Annotated in this window: 17 protein-coding genes; 8 read left to right on the top strand and 9 right to left on the bottom strand. The window is 36.3% G+C overall.

The features are described from left to right. Nucleotides 1-133: 133 nt before the first annotated feature. The 3 genes from arsC to JEP36_RS03870 form a co-directional block, all read right to left on the bottom strand. Nucleotides 134-559, bottom strand: a complete 426-nt coding sequence (gene arsC, locus JEP36_RS03880; protein WP_198619536.1) for a glutaredoxin-dependent arsenate reductase — start codon at nucleotides 557-559, stop codon at nucleotides 134-136. 10 nt (nucleotides 560-569) lie between these two features. Then, nucleotides 570-1,859, bottom strand: coding sequence for an arsenic transporter (locus JEP36_RS03875; protein ID WP_198619537.1), 1,290 nt, complete (start codon nucleotides 1,857-1,859; stop codon nucleotides 570-572). Nucleotides 1,860-1,932: 73 nt separating this feature from the next. After that, on the bottom strand, nucleotides 1,933-2,268 hold the full coding sequence (locus tag JEP36_RS03870) for a metalloregulator ArsR/SmtB family transcription factor (protein ID WP_109374015.1): 336 nt from the start codon (nucleotides 2,266-2,268) through the stop codon (nucleotides 1,933-1,935). Between the two features lie 829 nt (nucleotides 2,269-3,097). Between JEP36_RS03870 and JEP36_RS03865 the strand changes: the two genes are divergently transcribed. Continuing rightward, the gene (locus JEP36_RS03865; protein ID WP_109374013.1) at nucleotides 3,098-3,391 is read left to right on the top strand and encodes a hypothetical protein; all 294 of its coding nucleotides are present in this window, start codon (nucleotides 3,098-3,100) and stop codon (nucleotides 3,389-3,391) included. Between the two features lie 101 nt (nucleotides 3,392-3,492). On the opposite strand, the gene tehA is transcribed toward JEP36_RS03865, so the two are convergent. Then, nucleotides 3,493-4,470 (bottom strand): dicarboxylate transporter/tellurite-resistance protein TehA, encoded by a 978-nt coding sequence (tehA, locus tag JEP36_RS03860; RefSeq protein WP_232805405.1) that lies wholly within the window; start codon nucleotides 4,468-4,470, stop codon nucleotides 3,493-3,495. 239 nt (nucleotides 4,471-4,709) lie between these two features. Between tehA and osmB the strand changes: the two genes are divergently transcribed. From osmB to JEP36_RS03840, 4 genes are all read left to right on the top strand, one after another. Then, on the top strand, nucleotides 4,710-4,931 hold the full coding sequence (gene osmB, locus JEP36_RS03855; RefSeq protein WP_109374011.1) for an osmotically-inducible lipoprotein OsmB: 222 nt from the start codon (nucleotides 4,710-4,712) through the stop codon (nucleotides 4,929-4,931). A gap of 255 nt (nucleotides 4,932-5,186) precedes the next feature. After that, nucleotides 5,187-5,936 carry a bifunctional NADP-dependent 3-hydroxy acid dehydrogenase/3-hydroxypropionate dehydrogenase YdfG gene (gene ydfG, locus JEP36_RS03850; RefSeq protein ID WP_109374010.1) on the top strand — a complete coding sequence of 250 codons (750 nt, stop codon included), beginning with the start codon at nucleotides 5,187-5,189 and terminating at the stop codon, nucleotides 5,934-5,936. Nucleotides 5,937-6,036: 100 nt separating this feature from the next. Continuing rightward, complete coding sequence (locus JEP36_RS03845) at nucleotides 6,037-6,393, top strand: DUF1283 family protein (RefSeq protein WP_088495660.1); 357 nt, start codon at nucleotides 6,037-6,039, stop codon at nucleotides 6,391-6,393. Between the two features lie 53 nt (nucleotides 6,394-6,446). Beyond that, nucleotides 6,447-6,683: a DUF1161 domain-containing protein gene (locus JEP36_RS03840; protein WP_099075341.1), complete on the top strand. Its 237-nt coding sequence runs from the start codon at nucleotides 6,447-6,449 to the stop codon at nucleotides 6,681-6,683. A 278-nt stretch (nucleotides 6,684-6,961) separates the two neighbouring features. On the opposite strand, the gene bioD is transcribed toward JEP36_RS03840, so the two are convergent. The 3 genes from bioD to JEP36_RS03825 all read right to left on the bottom strand — a co-directional run bounded on the left by bioD (nucleotide 6,962) and on the right by JEP36_RS03825 (nucleotide 10,084). Continuing rightward, complete coding sequence (bioD, locus tag JEP36_RS03835) at nucleotides 6,962-7,633, bottom strand: dethiobiotin synthase (protein WP_072068031.1); 672 nt, start codon at nucleotides 7,631-7,633, stop codon at nucleotides 6,962-6,964. Between the two features lie 196 nt (nucleotides 7,634-7,829). Continuing rightward, nucleotides 7,830-9,041: a sugar metabolism global transcriptional regulator Mlc gene (gene mlc, locus JEP36_RS03830; protein WP_409339348.1), complete on the bottom strand. Its 1,212-nt coding sequence runs from the start codon at nucleotides 9,039-9,041 to the stop codon at nucleotides 7,830-7,832. Between the two features lie 128 nt (nucleotides 9,042-9,169). Next, a complete protein-coding gene (locus tag JEP36_RS03825) occupies nucleotides 9,170-10,084 on the bottom strand; it encodes a LysR family transcriptional regulator (RefSeq protein ID WP_198619541.1) in 915 nt (304 codons plus the stop codon). A gap of 125 nt (nucleotides 10,085-10,209) precedes the next feature. Between JEP36_RS03825 and JEP36_RS03820 the strand changes: the two genes are divergently transcribed. The 3 genes from JEP36_RS03820 (at nucleotide 10,210) to tus (ending at nucleotide 12,879) form a co-directional block, all read left to right on the top strand. Beyond that, nucleotides 10,210-11,493 carry an MFS transporter gene (locus JEP36_RS03820; RefSeq protein ID WP_198625601.1) on the top strand — a complete coding sequence of 428 codons (1,284 nt, stop codon included), beginning with the start codon at nucleotides 10,210-10,212 and terminating at the stop codon, nucleotides 11,491-11,493. 109 nt (nucleotides 11,494-11,602) lie between these two features. Further along, nucleotides 11,603-11,773: a hypothetical protein gene (locus JEP36_RS03815; protein ID WP_198619543.1), complete on the top strand. Its 171-nt coding sequence runs from the start codon at nucleotides 11,603-11,605 to the stop codon at nucleotides 11,771-11,773. Nucleotides 11,774-11,949: 176 nt separating this feature from the next. Continuing rightward, on the top strand, nucleotides 11,950-12,879 hold the full coding sequence (tus, locus tag JEP36_RS03810; protein WP_198629891.1) for a DNA replication terminus site-binding protein: 930 nt from the start codon (nucleotides 11,950-11,952) through the stop codon (nucleotides 12,877-12,879). An 8-nt stretch (nucleotides 12,880-12,887) separates the two neighbouring features. Here tus and JEP36_RS03805 read toward each other — a convergent pair whose 3' ends face one another. Together JEP36_RS03805 and fumC are read right to left on the bottom strand one after the other, a co-directional pair. Further along, complete coding sequence (locus JEP36_RS03805) at nucleotides 12,888-13,247, bottom strand: hypothetical protein (RefSeq protein ID WP_109374004.1); 360 nt, start codon at nucleotides 13,245-13,247, stop codon at nucleotides 12,888-12,890. 75 nt (nucleotides 13,248-13,322) lie between these two features. Next, nucleotides 13,323-14,720: a class II fumarate hydratase gene (fumC, locus tag JEP36_RS03800; protein ID WP_198619545.1), complete on the bottom strand. Its 1,398-nt coding sequence runs from the start codon at nucleotides 14,718-14,720 to the stop codon at nucleotides 13,323-13,325. Between the last annotated feature and the right edge of the window lie 299 nt (nucleotides 14,721-15,019).

The following is a 15,019-nucleotide window of genomic DNA, read 5'->3' as shown; positions in this document are numbered from 1 at the left end:
TTTTATTTTGTCATTTCCGCCCTCCTTCTTTCTCAAGTCAGATAGTGTTGGCTTCTTAATTACCATAAGAAAACCTCGTCTTAACGAGGCTTCTATTACTGCAAAATACCGTAAAAATAGTTAATAGACTCTTTTATATCAGCCGATTCCCTTTTTCATCGACAACATTTTGTCCATCTTCTTTTGAAAAGGCACCTTTCTGTGCTTTTGGAAGAATATCCAAAACGACTTCTGAAGGACGGCATAACCGAGTTCCTAATGGTGTCACAACAATAGGTCTATTGATTAATATTGGATATTGCAGCATATAATCAATAAGTTGCTCATCAGTAGCATCAATATGACCAAGACCTAATTTATCATAAGGTTCAACATTCTTTCGTAATAATGCTCGAACTGAAATATTCATATCAGCAATGATTTTTTCTAAAATCTGTTTAGATGGTGGTGTGTCTAGATAATGGATAATTTCTGGCTCTATTCCACTATTTCGGATCATTTCAAGCGTATTGCGAGAAGTACCACAATTTGGATTATGATAGATTGTAATATTGCTCATAATGTCACCATCAATTTATTAACGTAAGTCTAAGTACTAAAGCAATTAATGTTACTGTCAGCACTGGGATAGTCATAATAATGCCCGTTTTGAAATAATAGCCCCATGTAATGGTCATATTTTTTTGTGATAATACATGTAGCCACAATAAAGTTGCTAAACTTCCTATTGGTGTAATTTTTGGACCGAGATCTGCACCAATGACATTGGCATAAATCATCGCTTCTTTAATTAAACCCGTCGCATTGCTACCTTCAATAGATAAAGCACCTACAAGAACAGTTGGCATATTGTTCATAATTGAAGATAAAAATGCGGTAATAAACCCTGTTCCTAATGTCGCTTCCCATATTCCTTTTTCTGCCAATGTGTTGAGTACTTCTGATAGATAATGAGTCAAACCCTCATTGCGTAATCCATAAACAACAAGGTACATACCAAGGGAGAAAATCACGATTTGCCAAGGTGCTTCTCGTAAAACTTTTCGAGTATTAATCGCCTTTCCTTGTGCCGCGACAAACCACAAAATTACGGCACCAACAGCTGCAATGGCACTAATCGGAATACCCAACGGTTCCAGTATGAAAAAACCAAGCAATAAAAGAAGCAATACCAACCAACCTGCTCTAAATGTTTTCACATCTTTAATCGCTGTCGCAGGCATCGCTAATTTAGAGGTGTCATATTGCTGAGGAATATCTTTGCGGAAAAACCAATGCAACATAATTAATGTCGCGATAATAGCGGCAATATCAACCGGAACCATCACTGAGGCATATTCCGTAAATCCGATATTAAAGAAATCAGCAGAGACGATATTGACTAAATTTGAAACAATTAAAGGCAAACTCGCGGTATCTGCAATAAATCCTGCCGCCATAACAAAAGCCAATGTTGTGCCTTTACTAAATCCAAGAGCGAGCAACATTGCAATCACAATGGGTGTTAAAATAAGTGCAGCGCCATCGTTGGCAAACAGTGCAGCAACGGATGCACCTAGCAGGATAATATAGCTAAATAAAAGACGACCCTTACCACCGCCCCATTTTGCAACATGAAGTGCTGCCCATTCAAAAAAGCCACTTTCATCCAAAATCAGACTGATAATAATAACAGCAACAAATGTGGCAGTTGCATTCCAGACGATATTCCAAACTACAGGAATATCTTGAAGATGAATGACACCTAACAGTAGTGCAACTAGTGCACCCGCGGTTGCACTCCAGCCGATACCTAAACCTTTAGGTTGCCAAATAACAAAAGTGATTGTTAGGACAAATATTAATACTGCAATAAACATAAAAACCTCTTTCAGAAGACTTATCTTCTAGTTTTTCATATCTGTTTTTTCATATATATAAAATTAAAAAATTTTATTCAGAGCAGCAACTAACCGCTCCTTTCTTTTCAATAGTTCTAAGCAAATCTGCTATTTTATTTTTCTCTGTCGCGTAGGTGATTTCAATAATATTTTTCACCCACGGTAATAATGTGGGAGATAAACGATAATGAACCCATTTTCCATGTTTAGAATCAAGCAATATCCCACTTTCCCGCAACATAGCTAGGTGGCGAGAAGTCTTCGGCTGGGATAAGTTTAGGGCTGTATAGATGTCACAAACACACAACTCGCCAGATGCTTTAAGTAGCAACACAATATCTAGCCTTGTTTGATCACTTAATACCTTAAATAATTGCAATGGTTCCATATTTGCTCCTCTCTTTAGATTAGCTAAATTACACTTGCAACATATATCTGTCAAATCATATGTGTTTTAATGATTACTTTTGCAATCACCTTTCCACACAGGAAGCATACCCTGTTGACTTATATCAAATGAAACAAAGTTAAGCGAATCGATTCACCTTATTGATGAGATACCTCTCTTGACTTAATAACCAATGGGGTGAGAATGCACTAATACTTTAATTTTTCCTTATATGGCTGAAATGGACTTAAAGACGGCATATAGCTGTATCTGTATCCCCTTACTTCCATTCGCTAAAAAATGCAGCGACGACATATTTCTTCATTATTTTTCAAAGCACATTTTCGATGAGTATATTAATGGCGGAGGAGCCAAAGGCGGCGGTGTATTATATATAATGGTGTTAATTCCATTGGTCATACCGTTAGCAATAGGATATTTTGTCTATCAAATTAAAAAGTATAGAAAACAAAGTTAATGAGTTTTCTTTTCATCGCTGTTAGTGAATAATTGGGAACTTCTTCGCTTTTCAAAACAGGATGATCAACGTTTAGATGCCTTATTTAATAGATGCCTTATTTAATAATCATCTCTAATTATCCTCAAAGGTGATTATTATTCGCGATATTTCTTTATGTGTGGATGTATGTAATAAAAAATCATAAGCAAATAATCAATTAATAACTTTGCACTCTTTATATATTAATTTAGCCATCTTACCCATATATGTATTTATCTATTTTTATTTATCGATATAATCTAAGAGCTTATCTTTATAAAAAATATCATAACTCATTGTGTGCTTTATATTTGACAAGGAAAATAAATCATGAAAAATAATATGATGTCTTTTACTTCGGCATTATGTTGGCTAAGTTTTTGGTTCGGTGCCGTTCTTGTTGGTGCATCATGGTTATATGCAAGGTTACAAGAAAAGGTATTTCTAACTGGATTAGATAAAGGATTTTTAGAGTTAACATCACCAGATAGCACTGTCGCATTAATGTTATCGATTGGTATTATGATGGTTGCTTTAGGTTTGATTTATGTTCCTTTATATTACTCAGCCATGTTTATCGGTAATACCGTGGCTATTTTAAGTAGAAAACCAATTAGAATTTAATTCTACCTATTAAAGTATTTTAATATTTTATTGAATTATCTTTCGACTTAAAATAAAAAGAGCCTAAAGGATCTTGTTTAGGCTCTCTTTTTCTATGGTTATTAAAATACTTTAGATGGACAACATAATTTTTTTAGCTCTCTAAAAACCCATAATAATGAATGCCAAATCAGTAGTAAGATAATTAAATTAGCAAAGATAAATAGTGCCGTTGATAATAACTGCATAAAACGGCTATTAGATGCCATACTCATATTTAATGATGCTTTTGCTAACGCAGAGACACCAAAGGAAAAACTCCAAAATGGTAATGAAAATGACTGTTTAACAAACCAAGGGATTAATCTCACCATAAATAAAAGTTGTAATAGGCCATAGCCTAATAACATTTTAGCGAAGAAGTCGATATGATTATCATTGATAGCCAAATATGCACTACAGGCAACTAAAGCAGGAGCTAATTGAATACCAAATGAGAGCCGTGACTTCTCATCCATTAACCCTTCACTACGTATTCTGTTTAAAATAGCAGGTTCTAAACTTAACCAAGAAAATACGCCAGCGCCAAAAAATAAAATACCCAAATCATTAAATCCAAATGCACCACATGCCATAGCACAGATAAAGTTATTCGCCACTGTCGGTAAATATAATGCAGGTGTGGTTGCCATTTTAGGATATTCACCCTTCCATTGATAACCAATCAGCCAACTGGAATACGCTAACTGAGCAATCGCACCGAGGCTAAATAATACAAGAGAAAATAACGGTGAATAAGGACTTAAACCTATCGATACTAAAACTGTTGTTGCGGGAAATAAACTGGTAAATCCACTGGCAACGGGATGTTTAACTTCATCAAGAATAGCGTGTCGATGAAATAACCATTTGCCCAATAGAAATAACGTCAGTGTTAGCCAAACCAAACAACCCACACTAATAAATATTTCACCAATATAAGCTGGATAGTTATGCTCTTTAGCCGCATAGCGCCATGCCATACCCGTACCTATCATCCCCAGTACTACACCAAAATAGCCCGATGCAAATTGTGAAGAGAGTATCTTAAATTTATTCATTAATATCATGCTGTTATCTTAACTCATATAAATGACATAGTGCATTGATGCTTTTCTTCTGAACATAGAATAATAATATAGATAATAAAAATTATTTTGATAAAGCGCATTTAAAATATAAGTTATGAATTATGACTCACTTTAAGAGTTTTCTCCCCTTATGTTCCCGAATATTCTGATGCTCGTGTAAATACGATAACGATATCTTTATATTGCCCTTTATTTCGGAGTTTATAAAAATGAATATCACGTTAAAAAAGGTTGGAACACTGTGTGTCGCTTCTGTTCTGCTTTTTTCACTTGCGGGTTGTTCTAGCATGACAAAACGCGACCGTAATACAGCAATTGGAGCCGGTGCAGGTGCTATCGGTGGTGCTATTTTAACTGATGGTAGCGCATTGGGTACTATTGGTGGTGGCGTCTTAGGTGGCGTTATTGGTCATCAAGTTGGTAAAAAATAACTGATATTGTCTTATTCAGCTAGGCTGGGTTTATTGCTCAATAAGCCCAGTCTCAGCATTGTTAATTGTTATATCTAATCCCTCTTATCTTACAGTTGAAAACAAAAATCTTACTTATTATTAAAGATAAAAATCTTTCATATAAGAAAAGGATCTTGTTTTTAGCCTGATTTATCACAAACCCTACTTTTAAACTTGACTCTTTCTAGTGATAGCCTTTTACTTTCAATTATTATAACTATCGAGGGTAATTAAATGATTATTTTTATCACGGGTGCTTCTGCTGGTTTTGGTGAAGCCATTGCTCGTCATTTTATCAGCCACGGACACAAAGTTATTGGTACAGCCCGTCGTTTGGATAAACTGAATAACTTGCATAAAGAGCTAGGTGAACAATTTTATCCATTACAGTTAGATGTGACAGATAAAAAAGCAGTCAGTGAGATTTACACTCAATTACCTGAAAAATGGCGCGAAATTGATGTGTTAGTCAATAATGCAGGATTAGCCCTAGGTTTAAATACCGCCGATAAAGCCAACCTTGATGACTGGGATACGATGATCGAGACAAATAATAAAGGTCTGGTTCATGTCACCCGCGCTATTCTTCCTTTTATGGTAGAAAGAAACAAAGGTCATGTTATTAATATCAGCTCAACAGCAGCTTCTTGGCCTTATATGGGCGGTAATGTTTATGGCGCCACTAAAGCATTTGTTAAACAATTTAGTTTAGGATTACGTGCTGATCTCCAAGGTAAAAAAGTTCGTGTGACCGATATTGAACCAGGACTTGTTGGTGGTACAGAGTTTTCATTAGTTCGTTTTAAAGGTGATAGTAATAAAGTTGAGCAAACTTATGCTAATGCAAATGCGTTAACACCTGAAGATGTGGCAGAAGCGGTATATTGGACAGCAACATTACCTGCTCATGTAAATATCAATACCCTAGAAATGATGCCTGTTAGCCAATCATTTGCAGGCTTAAGTGTTCATCGTCAGAGCTAAACGCACTGAAAACTCATATTTTATTAAAGCATCAGCTATAATTATTAAGATATAATAGTCATTGACAGTAATAGCGACATAACTTTAGAGGATAGCAACCATGATCAACACACTCACTAAGAAACAAGTTATCAGAACAATGGTGTTCTCCTTATTTCTTGGTTTATCAGTGTCTTCTTTTTCTTCTGTTGCCGCTTCCACTAATGTAACCATTAATGGTGATGGCTATGATAATGTCTTAGATAAAGAACAAGCTCGACAAATGAAAGAGGATTGGGATCAAAAGCGTGAGCTACGTACCCAAGTCAATCAGCGAGAAAAAATTGAATTTAATAAAGTAGATAAAGCCATTGATGAGCGGGATGCTTGTCTGAAAAGTGCAAACGTCTACGCTTATTGGGAGCCTGAAACTCGTCGTTGTTTAGACAGTAATACGGGTCGCCCTGTTAACCCATAAGAAAATCGTGTAAAACAGTGATGTTTTGCTTTGTAAAACAAGGAGTGATTGAAATGAAAAAATATGTATTTGCAGTAATGGCCACACTGGTTGCATTTGCACCTTTAGCCGCGAATGCGGGTTGTGATGAAGTCGTTGAGTCTATTCAACAAAAAATCGTTAATAATGGTGTGCCAGCCGCTAACTTTACTTTAACTGTCGTTGAAAACGACCAAGTTGCACAAACAGAAGGTAAAGTTGTTGGAACTTGCGAAAATGACAGCAAGAAAATCATCTATACTCGTCATTAATCTATAAGTTGATAAAATCTTGTGTTAAAAAAGGGCGCAATGTTAGCGCCCTTTTCCTTTCCACTGTTTATCAATGACTACTCTTCTGATTTATCTGATCCGCTCTATCTTATTTAGTCTTAATTTTATGTGCTATTTTTATCATTAGTATGTTTGCGACTAAATCAGAAAAAACAAAAACACCCAATGAATTTACTCATCAGGCATTTAAAAGTAACAAGTTTGGTATCGTTTAAAAACAGATAGCAATCCACTTCGTTACTTATTTATATTCTCTCTTAAGCAGGTACAGCGATTTCCAACTGACTTAAATCGAGGTAACAAGAGAGATCACGTTCTTCAGGACGTAACAAATACGGGATTTCACCAATCAGCGGTGCAGGAATATGCTGAGACAGCCTTTCCACTATTTTCGCGTAATAAGGTAATCCTGGATTTATTCTGTTCGCAACCCAACCTACTAATTTCAAACCATCATTGATAATAGATTGCGCTGTTAATATTGAGTGATTGACACAGCCTGGTTGAATACCAACAACCAAAACAACTGGGATTTGTTCTTTCACCACCCAATCAGAATAAAAAGTATTATCATCAAGCAGATAACGCCAACCACCATTACCTTCGATAACAACACACTCTGCTTTTTTACTTAAATTGTCGAGCTCATTTGAAATTTTATTAAAATCGATTTCATTTTCGCTAACATAACAATTATCAAGCAAAATAGGATTAATTTCGTCGTAGCGAACTTCAACTGGTGATGAATTATGAATAATCATAGCGTCACGATTACGTTCACCATCAGCCGTTTCATGTAATTCTGTTGCAATAGGCTTATAACCTACTGCCGTTGACCCGCCACGATTTAATGACTGAAGAAGTGCTCGGGTTACAACAGTTTTACCCACGTTGGTATCTGTCCCCGTAACAAAAAAGCGTGTTAACATATAATTTACTTCCGTTATGACAGATAAATCAGGTTCATAAAAAATGACAGAGATTAGAGTTTAGGGTAACACTGTTTCTGGTGGCTTGAGGTAGCTCAATTTTTTAGTTAATTGCTCAAAAATAGAGAATTCGTTAATGATCAATTGACGCATTTACGCATACAAAACAGTTTTGTTACGTTTTATTTGGCTTAATTTAGCCTTGCATCAATTCAATTAACAAAGAACCGTTGTACAGCGCTTCTTTCACTAAAGATGCAGCTGGCAATGTGCCTTTATTTCTTAACTCTGTTTCTTCAATAATGAGTGACTTTGCATAACGAGGCATGACGTGATCTTGAATATGATTCAGCATCAAAGGAAAGAGCACTGATTTAGCGCGACATAGCGGCGAACCAATTAATATTTTTTGCGGATTAAAGATATTGATCATAACAGCCAAAATAAAACCTAATCGCTGAGCGACTAAATTTACAATTTCAAGCGCAGGTTTATCGCCAACTAATATCGCATCACACAATGTCTCCACAGTTATAGGATATTTGTTTAGCAACGAAGTGGGATCTTCTTGAGCTAATAATTGGGCTTTCTTAATTAATTGAGGAATAGCAATTTCTGTTTCTAAACACCCTTTTGCCCCGCAATAACAGCTATTTTGAGAATCGATAACTTTAGTATGTCCAATTTCGACGGCGCTATGGCTGTTAGAATGTAATGTTTTTCCATTGTTTATTACGCCAGCACCAACAATGTCATCGATAACAATTTGCAGAACGTCTGAATTGTTTTTTGCCGCACCATATAAAGATTCGGCCATTGTCCATGCAGTTACGCTATGTTGTAAAAATACAGAAACACCTGTTTTTTCATGGATTTTATCGGCAAGTGGAATGTCTTTAATATCATAATAAGGTGAGCTATAAATAACGCCACTAATAGGATCAACAATGGCATTCATTGTAATGCTAATTGCCGTCAATCTTTCAACATGAGATTGATAACGCTCGAAGAATTTATCAATTGCAACTAAAAAATGATTAAGAAAATCATCGCTGTATTCCTTGGGGAAATCGAATGTATCTTCAGTAACCAGTTTGCTATCTAATTCTCTTAAACTAAAAAGTAAGCTGCCTTTATTGACGCGAATACAGAGAAATTGCCAGCCTTGACTTTCTAATTTTAATCCGACAGCAGGCCTGCCTCGAAATCCCACATCTGGGAATTCCGTTTCATGAATAAGATGCGCTTCAACTAATTCTCGCGTGATCTTAGTAATACTTGCTGGCGCAAGCTCTGCCTTTTTCGACAATGAAATACGAGAAATGGGACCATGTTCATCAATCAAGCGAAAGACTGTGCCAAGATTAAATTGTTTTACGTGATCGATGTGGCTAGGTTGGTTCCCCATTGAATGCATCCTTAATTAAAGAGCCATAATTAATTCGAGGCTCCAAATAATTCATTACCGATTATGTCGTCAATTTGTAATAATTGTACAATACTTACATAAAAAGCGTGATCAAAAACACAGATAAATCAAGATTTTTGGTGATCTAAGATATTTTTTAACAGCAATTGCGTTAATCGATTCGCCGCAGCAGGAATAGTTCGTTTATTATGTGAAACTAACCAAACTTCAGAGAACGCTTGAGAATTTGCAAAGTGTAGATAGTGCACTCCATCAACTTTCATTCGCGTAAATGATTTTGTCACAATAGAAATACCAAGTCCTGCTGCAACTAGCCCTAAAATTGTCATGGCTTCACCCGCTTCTTGTGCAATAGTTGGCGTAATTCCTGACAGACTAAGTAACTGAATAATCTCATCATAAAGTGCCGTACCAACATCTCTCTCAAAGAAAACAAAAGGATATTGCCCAATATCTTGAATATTGACCCCCGTTTCTTTGTAAGCAAGCAGTGGATGCCCTTCATAAACCGCTAATATAAAAGGCTCACGAAACAATAGCTGGTGGTGCAAATTTTCGGGTAATGTTGTGTTTCGCATGATCCCTAGATCAATACGCCCCGTTAGTAACGGCGATATCTGTTGTTTTGTATTCATTTGATGCATATGAATACCGACTTCTGGATAGTTTTCTCTAAACTGTCGCAAACTCAAGGTGACTAAATGCATAAAAGGCGTTGTTGAGGTAAAACCAATTGAAATTTCACCTAATTCACCTTTTTCCATTCTAGCGGCGCGCGTTGCGGCTGCGTTGACCTGCGCCATAATTTGATACGACTCTTTTAAAAACATTTGTCCTGCGGGTGTTAACGAAACAGAACGGTTTGTTCGCTCTAAAAGTCTAGCGCCTATTTCACCTTCAAGTGCTTGTATTTGTTGGCTTAAAGGAGGTTGAGAAATATTCAATCTTTCTGCTGCTTTACCAAAGTGAAGCTCTTCTGCAACAGCAATAAAGTAACGTAAATGTCTAAGTTCAATATTCATATTTCTCTCATGTCGCCATTGATACTTTAAAAGTCTTATTTCTAATGATTAATATATTAGACAAAAAAATCAAATATTTCTAACATTGACATAAATCAAATTTAAGTAATGGAAGTTTAATCAATATGGATACTCACGAAATAGACAGTAAAAGTATGAGCTTAGGCACTGATATTTCAGACAATACACCAAGTATAGAAAAGCCTGCTCAACACCAATCTAACCCTAAACACTATATTCAACGTGATGATGCACTGTATATAAAAGTGACAGTGTCATTTTTTATGGTCGGTTTAGCGACATTCGCCTTACTCTATTTTGTGCAACCCATATTACCGGTGTTATCTAACGAATTTTCCGTCAGCCCAGCAACCAGTAGTTTAGCTCTCTCACTTTCAACCGCTTTAATGGCATGTGGATTATTAATCACTGGCCCACTTTCAGACGCCTTTGGTCGTAAGAATGTCATGGTTATCGCACTGTTTTGCGCCGCATTTTTTACATTATTAAGTGCGACAATGAATAGCTGGACAGGTATTTTAATTACGCGAGCTTTAGTTGGACTTTCATTAAGTGGCGTTGCAGCAGTAGCAATGACGTATTTAAGTGAAGAAATTCACCCTGCTTATCTCGCATTATCAATGGGTTTATATATTAGCGGAAACTCTATTGGAGGAATGAGCGGGCGCGTTATTACAGGGGTACTAAGTGATTATTATTCTTGGCGTTTATCCGTTGTTATTCTCGGTATTTTTGCCCTTTTTGCTGCAATTACTTTCTGGAAGATATTACCAGCTTCACAGCACTTTAGGCCGACAGCATTAAAACCTCGCAATCTTCTTATAACGACTAAATTGCATTTTAGAGATAAAGGGCTGCCTTTGTTATTTATTGAAGGTGGTTTATTAATGGGTGGTTTTGTTACTTTATTTAACTATATCGGCTATCGTTTATTAGACGCACCCTATTCATTAAGTCAAACTACTGTGGGTCTGATTTCTATCGTCTATTTAAGTGGTACTTATAGCGCATCCAAAGCTGGCTTATTAACCACTAAATACGGTTTAGGCAAAGTCTTTATTGCTGGAATTTCAATGATGTTAATTGGCATATTGATTACTTTGATTGAATCACTGCCCGTTATCTTTATTGGGATGCTTATCTTAACGACAGGTTTCTTTGCTGCACATGCAGTCGCAAGTAGTTGGGTTGGTCGTCGCGCTAAACGAGGAAGAGCCCAAGCCTCTTCACTTTATCTTTTTACTTACTATGCGGGATCTAGCCTTGCAGGCACAGTGGGCGGATTATTCTGGGTGAGTTTTGGCTGGCTTGGTGTAGGGTTATTTATTGCCCTTTTAATGTTAACAGCCTTATTAATAGCATTACACTTAAACAAAGTTGCCCAGTAATTTATTGATAATTAACAAAGTGCAAAAGCAGGTTAACGCGGTTTAATGTTGTCGATTTTGCACTCCCTTCTTAAGGTATAAACTTATTCTTTAAGAAGGGATTACGATTATGGCTATTATAAAACTATCTATTACCCTGCTATTTCTCTTTTTTACATCTATTACAAATGCATTTACAGAACGGTGCCCACCAACAAAACCAGATTGCAATGTTATTGATGGAACGTTAATACAGTCGAATGAAAAACAAACTAACTTTGATTTAAAAACCATCAAATAATCCCTTTTTAGGAAAAATATCATCCCAATATGCCCTTTTCACGATATACTGTATAAATAAACAGTATATCGTGTTTTTGAAATTTATCGCTGTTAGGCGATGTACTTTTCACTGAAGCTAATGTATTGTTTTAAACAAAGGCTAGTTGTATGTTGTAACTAAATAAGGATGTTAAGATGAATCGATATGATTTAATTGAGCAATTCAATCTCTGTTTTCAGCAATTAGAAATTGAAATTAAAAAACTAACTGATGTGTTGAAAAATTTAACTTTATTACCATCAGCAGTATTTGAATTACCTGAAGTGAGTAAAGAAGAGGAACATGATGATGTTGTTCGCGTTACGGTGTCACCTTGCTATAATGAGGAAGCTAGAGATCTCACTTTAAAGCTAATGGCGAATCTTTTTATTTATGACAATGCACCGCACATTAGTAGTAAGCGCGCTATTCGTTTACCCGGAGTGCTTTGCTTTAGTACAGATAATCAAACATTTAAGTCTGTAAAAAAACAAGTTGAGCAAATTAATTTATTAAAAAAACAGCTTTCCGATATTGTTACTAAAGAGTCTGGTATATCGAAGGAAGAGCGTTTTGATTTCGTCCATAATCAACTAAAAGGCTTAATTACGCTCAATGCTTATCGTACCCTCACCCTATTGTCTGATCCAGATACAGTGCGTTTTGGTTGGGCGAATAAGAATATTATTAAGAATTTAACGCGTAACGATGTTTTGACTCAATTAGAGAAAAGTCGCGAAGCCAATCGTGCAGTCCCCCCTTATACCAGTGAACAATGGGCTGAACGTCTGGATAAAGAGATCATCACTCTTTCTCAATTACCTGAAAATACAAAATTAAAAATAAAGCGTCCTGTCAAAGTGCAACCTATTGCGCGGGTTTGGTATTCAGAACTTCAAAAACAAGTGCAATATGCGTGTCCTTTGCCTTTATTAGCTTTCTATATTGATAAAGAGAGCGACTTTAAACCCGTTATAGGCGAACTTCCTGATTATGATGCCGATAACATTCAAATTCGCCATCGCCCTAAAGCTAAAAAGCTGCAATTAATTATTCCAAGAATGCATTTGTATATTGAAAAATAGAGAATATCTTATTTTTCAATAAGTTTAATTGAGCTTCCTTGAAGGATTTGCTGAAGATAATCATTAAGCTGAACAAAATGATTGTCTTCAATATCTAAATGGATTGTTATCACCACATTGTTTTTTAATGCAAGGATTATATTTTTTCGATCAAGGGTAATTTTTTCGAGCGTATTAATGGCTTCAATATCAGATAAATGGGTCATTAAACCAATTGAGTTATCTATATCTTCATCTTCTTCATCAAATCTTGAAAGAATAATGAAATGATCAGGAGAAACAGCATCATCCCCTATTCCGATAATGGTGACATCATCTTCGACATAGCAATTAACTTCTGTCGCAGTAAACGTAATTTCTTCAGTCATTATTTTTCCTATAAGATCTAAAAATCCCGCCATTATAGCGGGATTTAATATCGGTTAAATAAGTGTATCTAACACTTATTTTTTCATGCTACCAACCATATCTTCTGGACGTACCCAGCTATCGAATTCTTCCGATGTCAGATAGTTCAGTTTCAATGCAGATTCTTTTAGCGTTAAGCCTTCTTTATGCGCTTTCTTAGCAATTTCAGCGGCTTTATCGTAACCGATATGAGTATTTAACGCAGTAACTAGCATCAATGATTCATGCAGTAGTTTATTAATACGTTCACGGTTTGGCTCAATACCAATTGCACAGTGCTCATTGAAACTACGCATACCATCAGCCAATAAACGGACTGATTGTAAGAAGTTATCAATGATCATTGGGCGATAAACGTTCAGTTCAAAGTTACCTGATGCGCCACCAATATTAATAGCAACGTCATTACCCATAACTTGAGCACATAACATTGTTAATGCTTCACATTGTGTTGGGTTAACTTTACCTGGCATGATTGAACTACCTGGTTCGTTTTCAGGGATAGCGATTTCGCCAATACCACAACGAGGGCCAGAAGCTAACCAACGCACGTCGTTAGCAATCTTCATTAATGATGCAGCTAAACCTTTCAATGCACCGTGTGAATGAACTAATGCATCACAAGTTGCTAATGCTTCAAATTTATTAGGAGCCGTTACAAAAGGCTGGCCAGATAATTCAGCGATACGCTTAGCAACGCGAACAGCATATTCTGGATGGGTATTTAACCCCGTACCCACTGCTGTACCACCGAGCGCTAATTCACAAACATGAGGAACGGAATCATTGATATGTTTGATGCTGTGCTCAAGCATAGCAGCCCAACCAGAGATCTCTTGACCTAATGTCAGTGGTGTCGCATCTTGCAGGTGAGTACGACCAATTTTAACGATATCATGGAAAGCTTCTGCTTTCTCTTTGAATACTTTCAGCAGTGATTTTAATTCTGGCAGTAAATCCTGACGTAATGCAATAACAGCAGCGACATGCATGGCAGTTGGGAACACATCATTTGAACTTTGACTTTTGTTAACATCATCATTCGGATGGATTTTGCGTTCCATGCCACGGATACCACCAAGTATCTCACTACCACGGTTAGCTAACACTTCATTCATATTCATGTTTGATTGAGTGCCAGAACCGGTCTGCCAGATTGCTAATGGGAATTCAGTTGGGTGTTTACCTGCAAGCACTTCATCTGCTGCGGCGATAATTGCATCAGCGCGCTCTTTTGGTAATAAACCTAAATCCATGTTAACACCAGCGGCTGCTTTCTTCGTGATAGCAAGCGCATGGATAAGTGCAACAGGCATTTTTTCAACTGAAATACGGAAGTGTTCAAGAGAACGCTGCGTTTGAGCTCCCCATAACTGGTCAGCAGGTACTTCGATTTGCCCCATTGAGTCTTTTTCAATGCGAGTGGCTGCCATTTCAATCTCCTTAAGTACACAGAATAATTGATTAATTCCGAATCACTTTCTAGTAAATAACTCGGATACCAGTATCATGCCATAAACAGAATAATAAATATGAGAGCTAAAGCGAGCTTATGAAATTTATAACAGAATGAAATCTGTTGATTTTTTAGAAAAATACGGTTGGCGACCTTATTTCATTGCCAACATTATTATTTAAGCTTTCATATTTATATCCGTACTTATTATGAGCCTTTATTATTCATCATAAATAGAATTACATCACAATTAAATATTGTCTAAATTGAAAAAAG

Origin of the sequence: Proteus sp. PR00208, assembly GCF_016238545.1 — a bacterium.
Classification (GTDB): domain Bacteria; phylum Pseudomonadota; class Gammaproteobacteria; order Enterobacterales; family Enterobacteriaceae; genus Proteus.
Note: the sequence above shows the minus strand (reverse complement) of the source record. Positions and strands in the feature narration are given on the sequence as shown.

What these genes read in the sequence shown, in the direction of transcription:
- tehA (WP_232805405.1), bottom strand. Translation starts at nt 4,470, where the DNA reads ATGAATAAATTTAAGATACTCTCTTCACAATTTGCATCGGGCTATTTT.
- tus (WP_198629891.1), top strand. Translation starts at nt 11,950, where the DNA reads ATGAATCGATATGATTTAATTGAGCAATTCAATCTCTGTTTTCAGCAA.
- JEP36_RS03825 (WP_198619541.1), bottom strand. Translation starts at nt 10,084, where the DNA reads ATGAATATTGAACTTAGACATTTACGTTACTTTATTGCTGTTGCAGAA.
- mlc (WP_409339348.1), bottom strand. Translation starts at nt 9,041, where the DNA reads ATGGGGAACCAACCTAGCCACATCGATCACGTAAAACAATTTAATCTT.
- bioD (WP_072068031.1), bottom strand. Translation starts at nt 7,633, where the DNA reads ATGTTAACACGCTTTTTTGTTACGGGGACAGATACCAACGTGGGTAAA.
- JEP36_RS03865 (WP_109374013.1), top strand. Translation starts at nt 3,098, where the DNA reads ATGAAAAATAATATGATGTCTTTTACTTCGGCATTATGTTGGCTAAGT.
- JEP36_RS03840 (WP_099075341.1), top strand. Translation starts at nt 6,447, where the DNA reads ATGAAAAAATATGTATTTGCAGTAATGGCCACACTGGTTGCATTTGCA.
- fumC (WP_198619545.1), bottom strand. Translation starts at nt 14,720, where the DNA reads ATGGCAGCCACTCGCATTGAAAAAGACTCAATGGGGCAAATCGAAGTA.
- JEP36_RS03815 (WP_198619543.1), top strand. Translation starts at nt 11,603, where the DNA reads ATGGCTATTATAAAACTATCTATTACCCTGCTATTTCTCTTTTTTACA.
- arsC (WP_198619536.1), bottom strand. Translation starts at nt 559, where the DNA reads ATGAGCAATATTACAATCTATCATAATCCAAATTGTGGTACTTCTCGC.
- JEP36_RS03820 (WP_198625601.1), top strand. Translation starts at nt 10,210, where the DNA reads ATGGATACTCACGAAATAGACAGTAAAAGTATGAGCTTAGGCACTGAT.
- JEP36_RS03870 (WP_109374015.1), bottom strand. Translation starts at nt 2,268, where the DNA reads ATGGAACCATTGCAATTATTTAAGGTATTAAGTGATCAAACAAGGCTA.
- JEP36_RS03805 (WP_109374004.1), bottom strand. Translation starts at nt 13,247, where the DNA reads ATGACTGAAGAAATTACGTTTACTGCGACAGAAGTTAATTGCTATGTC.
- osmB (WP_109374011.1), top strand. Translation starts at nt 4,710, where the DNA reads ATGAATATCACGTTAAAAAAGGTTGGAACACTGTGTGTCGCTTCTGTT.
- ydfG (WP_109374010.1), top strand. Translation starts at nt 5,187, where the DNA reads ATGATTATTTTTATCACGGGTGCTTCTGCTGGTTTTGGTGAAGCCATT.
- JEP36_RS03875 (WP_198619537.1), bottom strand. Translation starts at nt 1,859, where the DNA reads ATGTTTATTGCAGTATTAATATTTGTCCTAACAATCACTTTTGTTATT.
- JEP36_RS03845 (WP_088495660.1), top strand. Translation starts at nt 6,037, where the DNA reads ATGATCAACACACTCACTAAGAAACAAGTTATCAGAACAATGGTGTTC.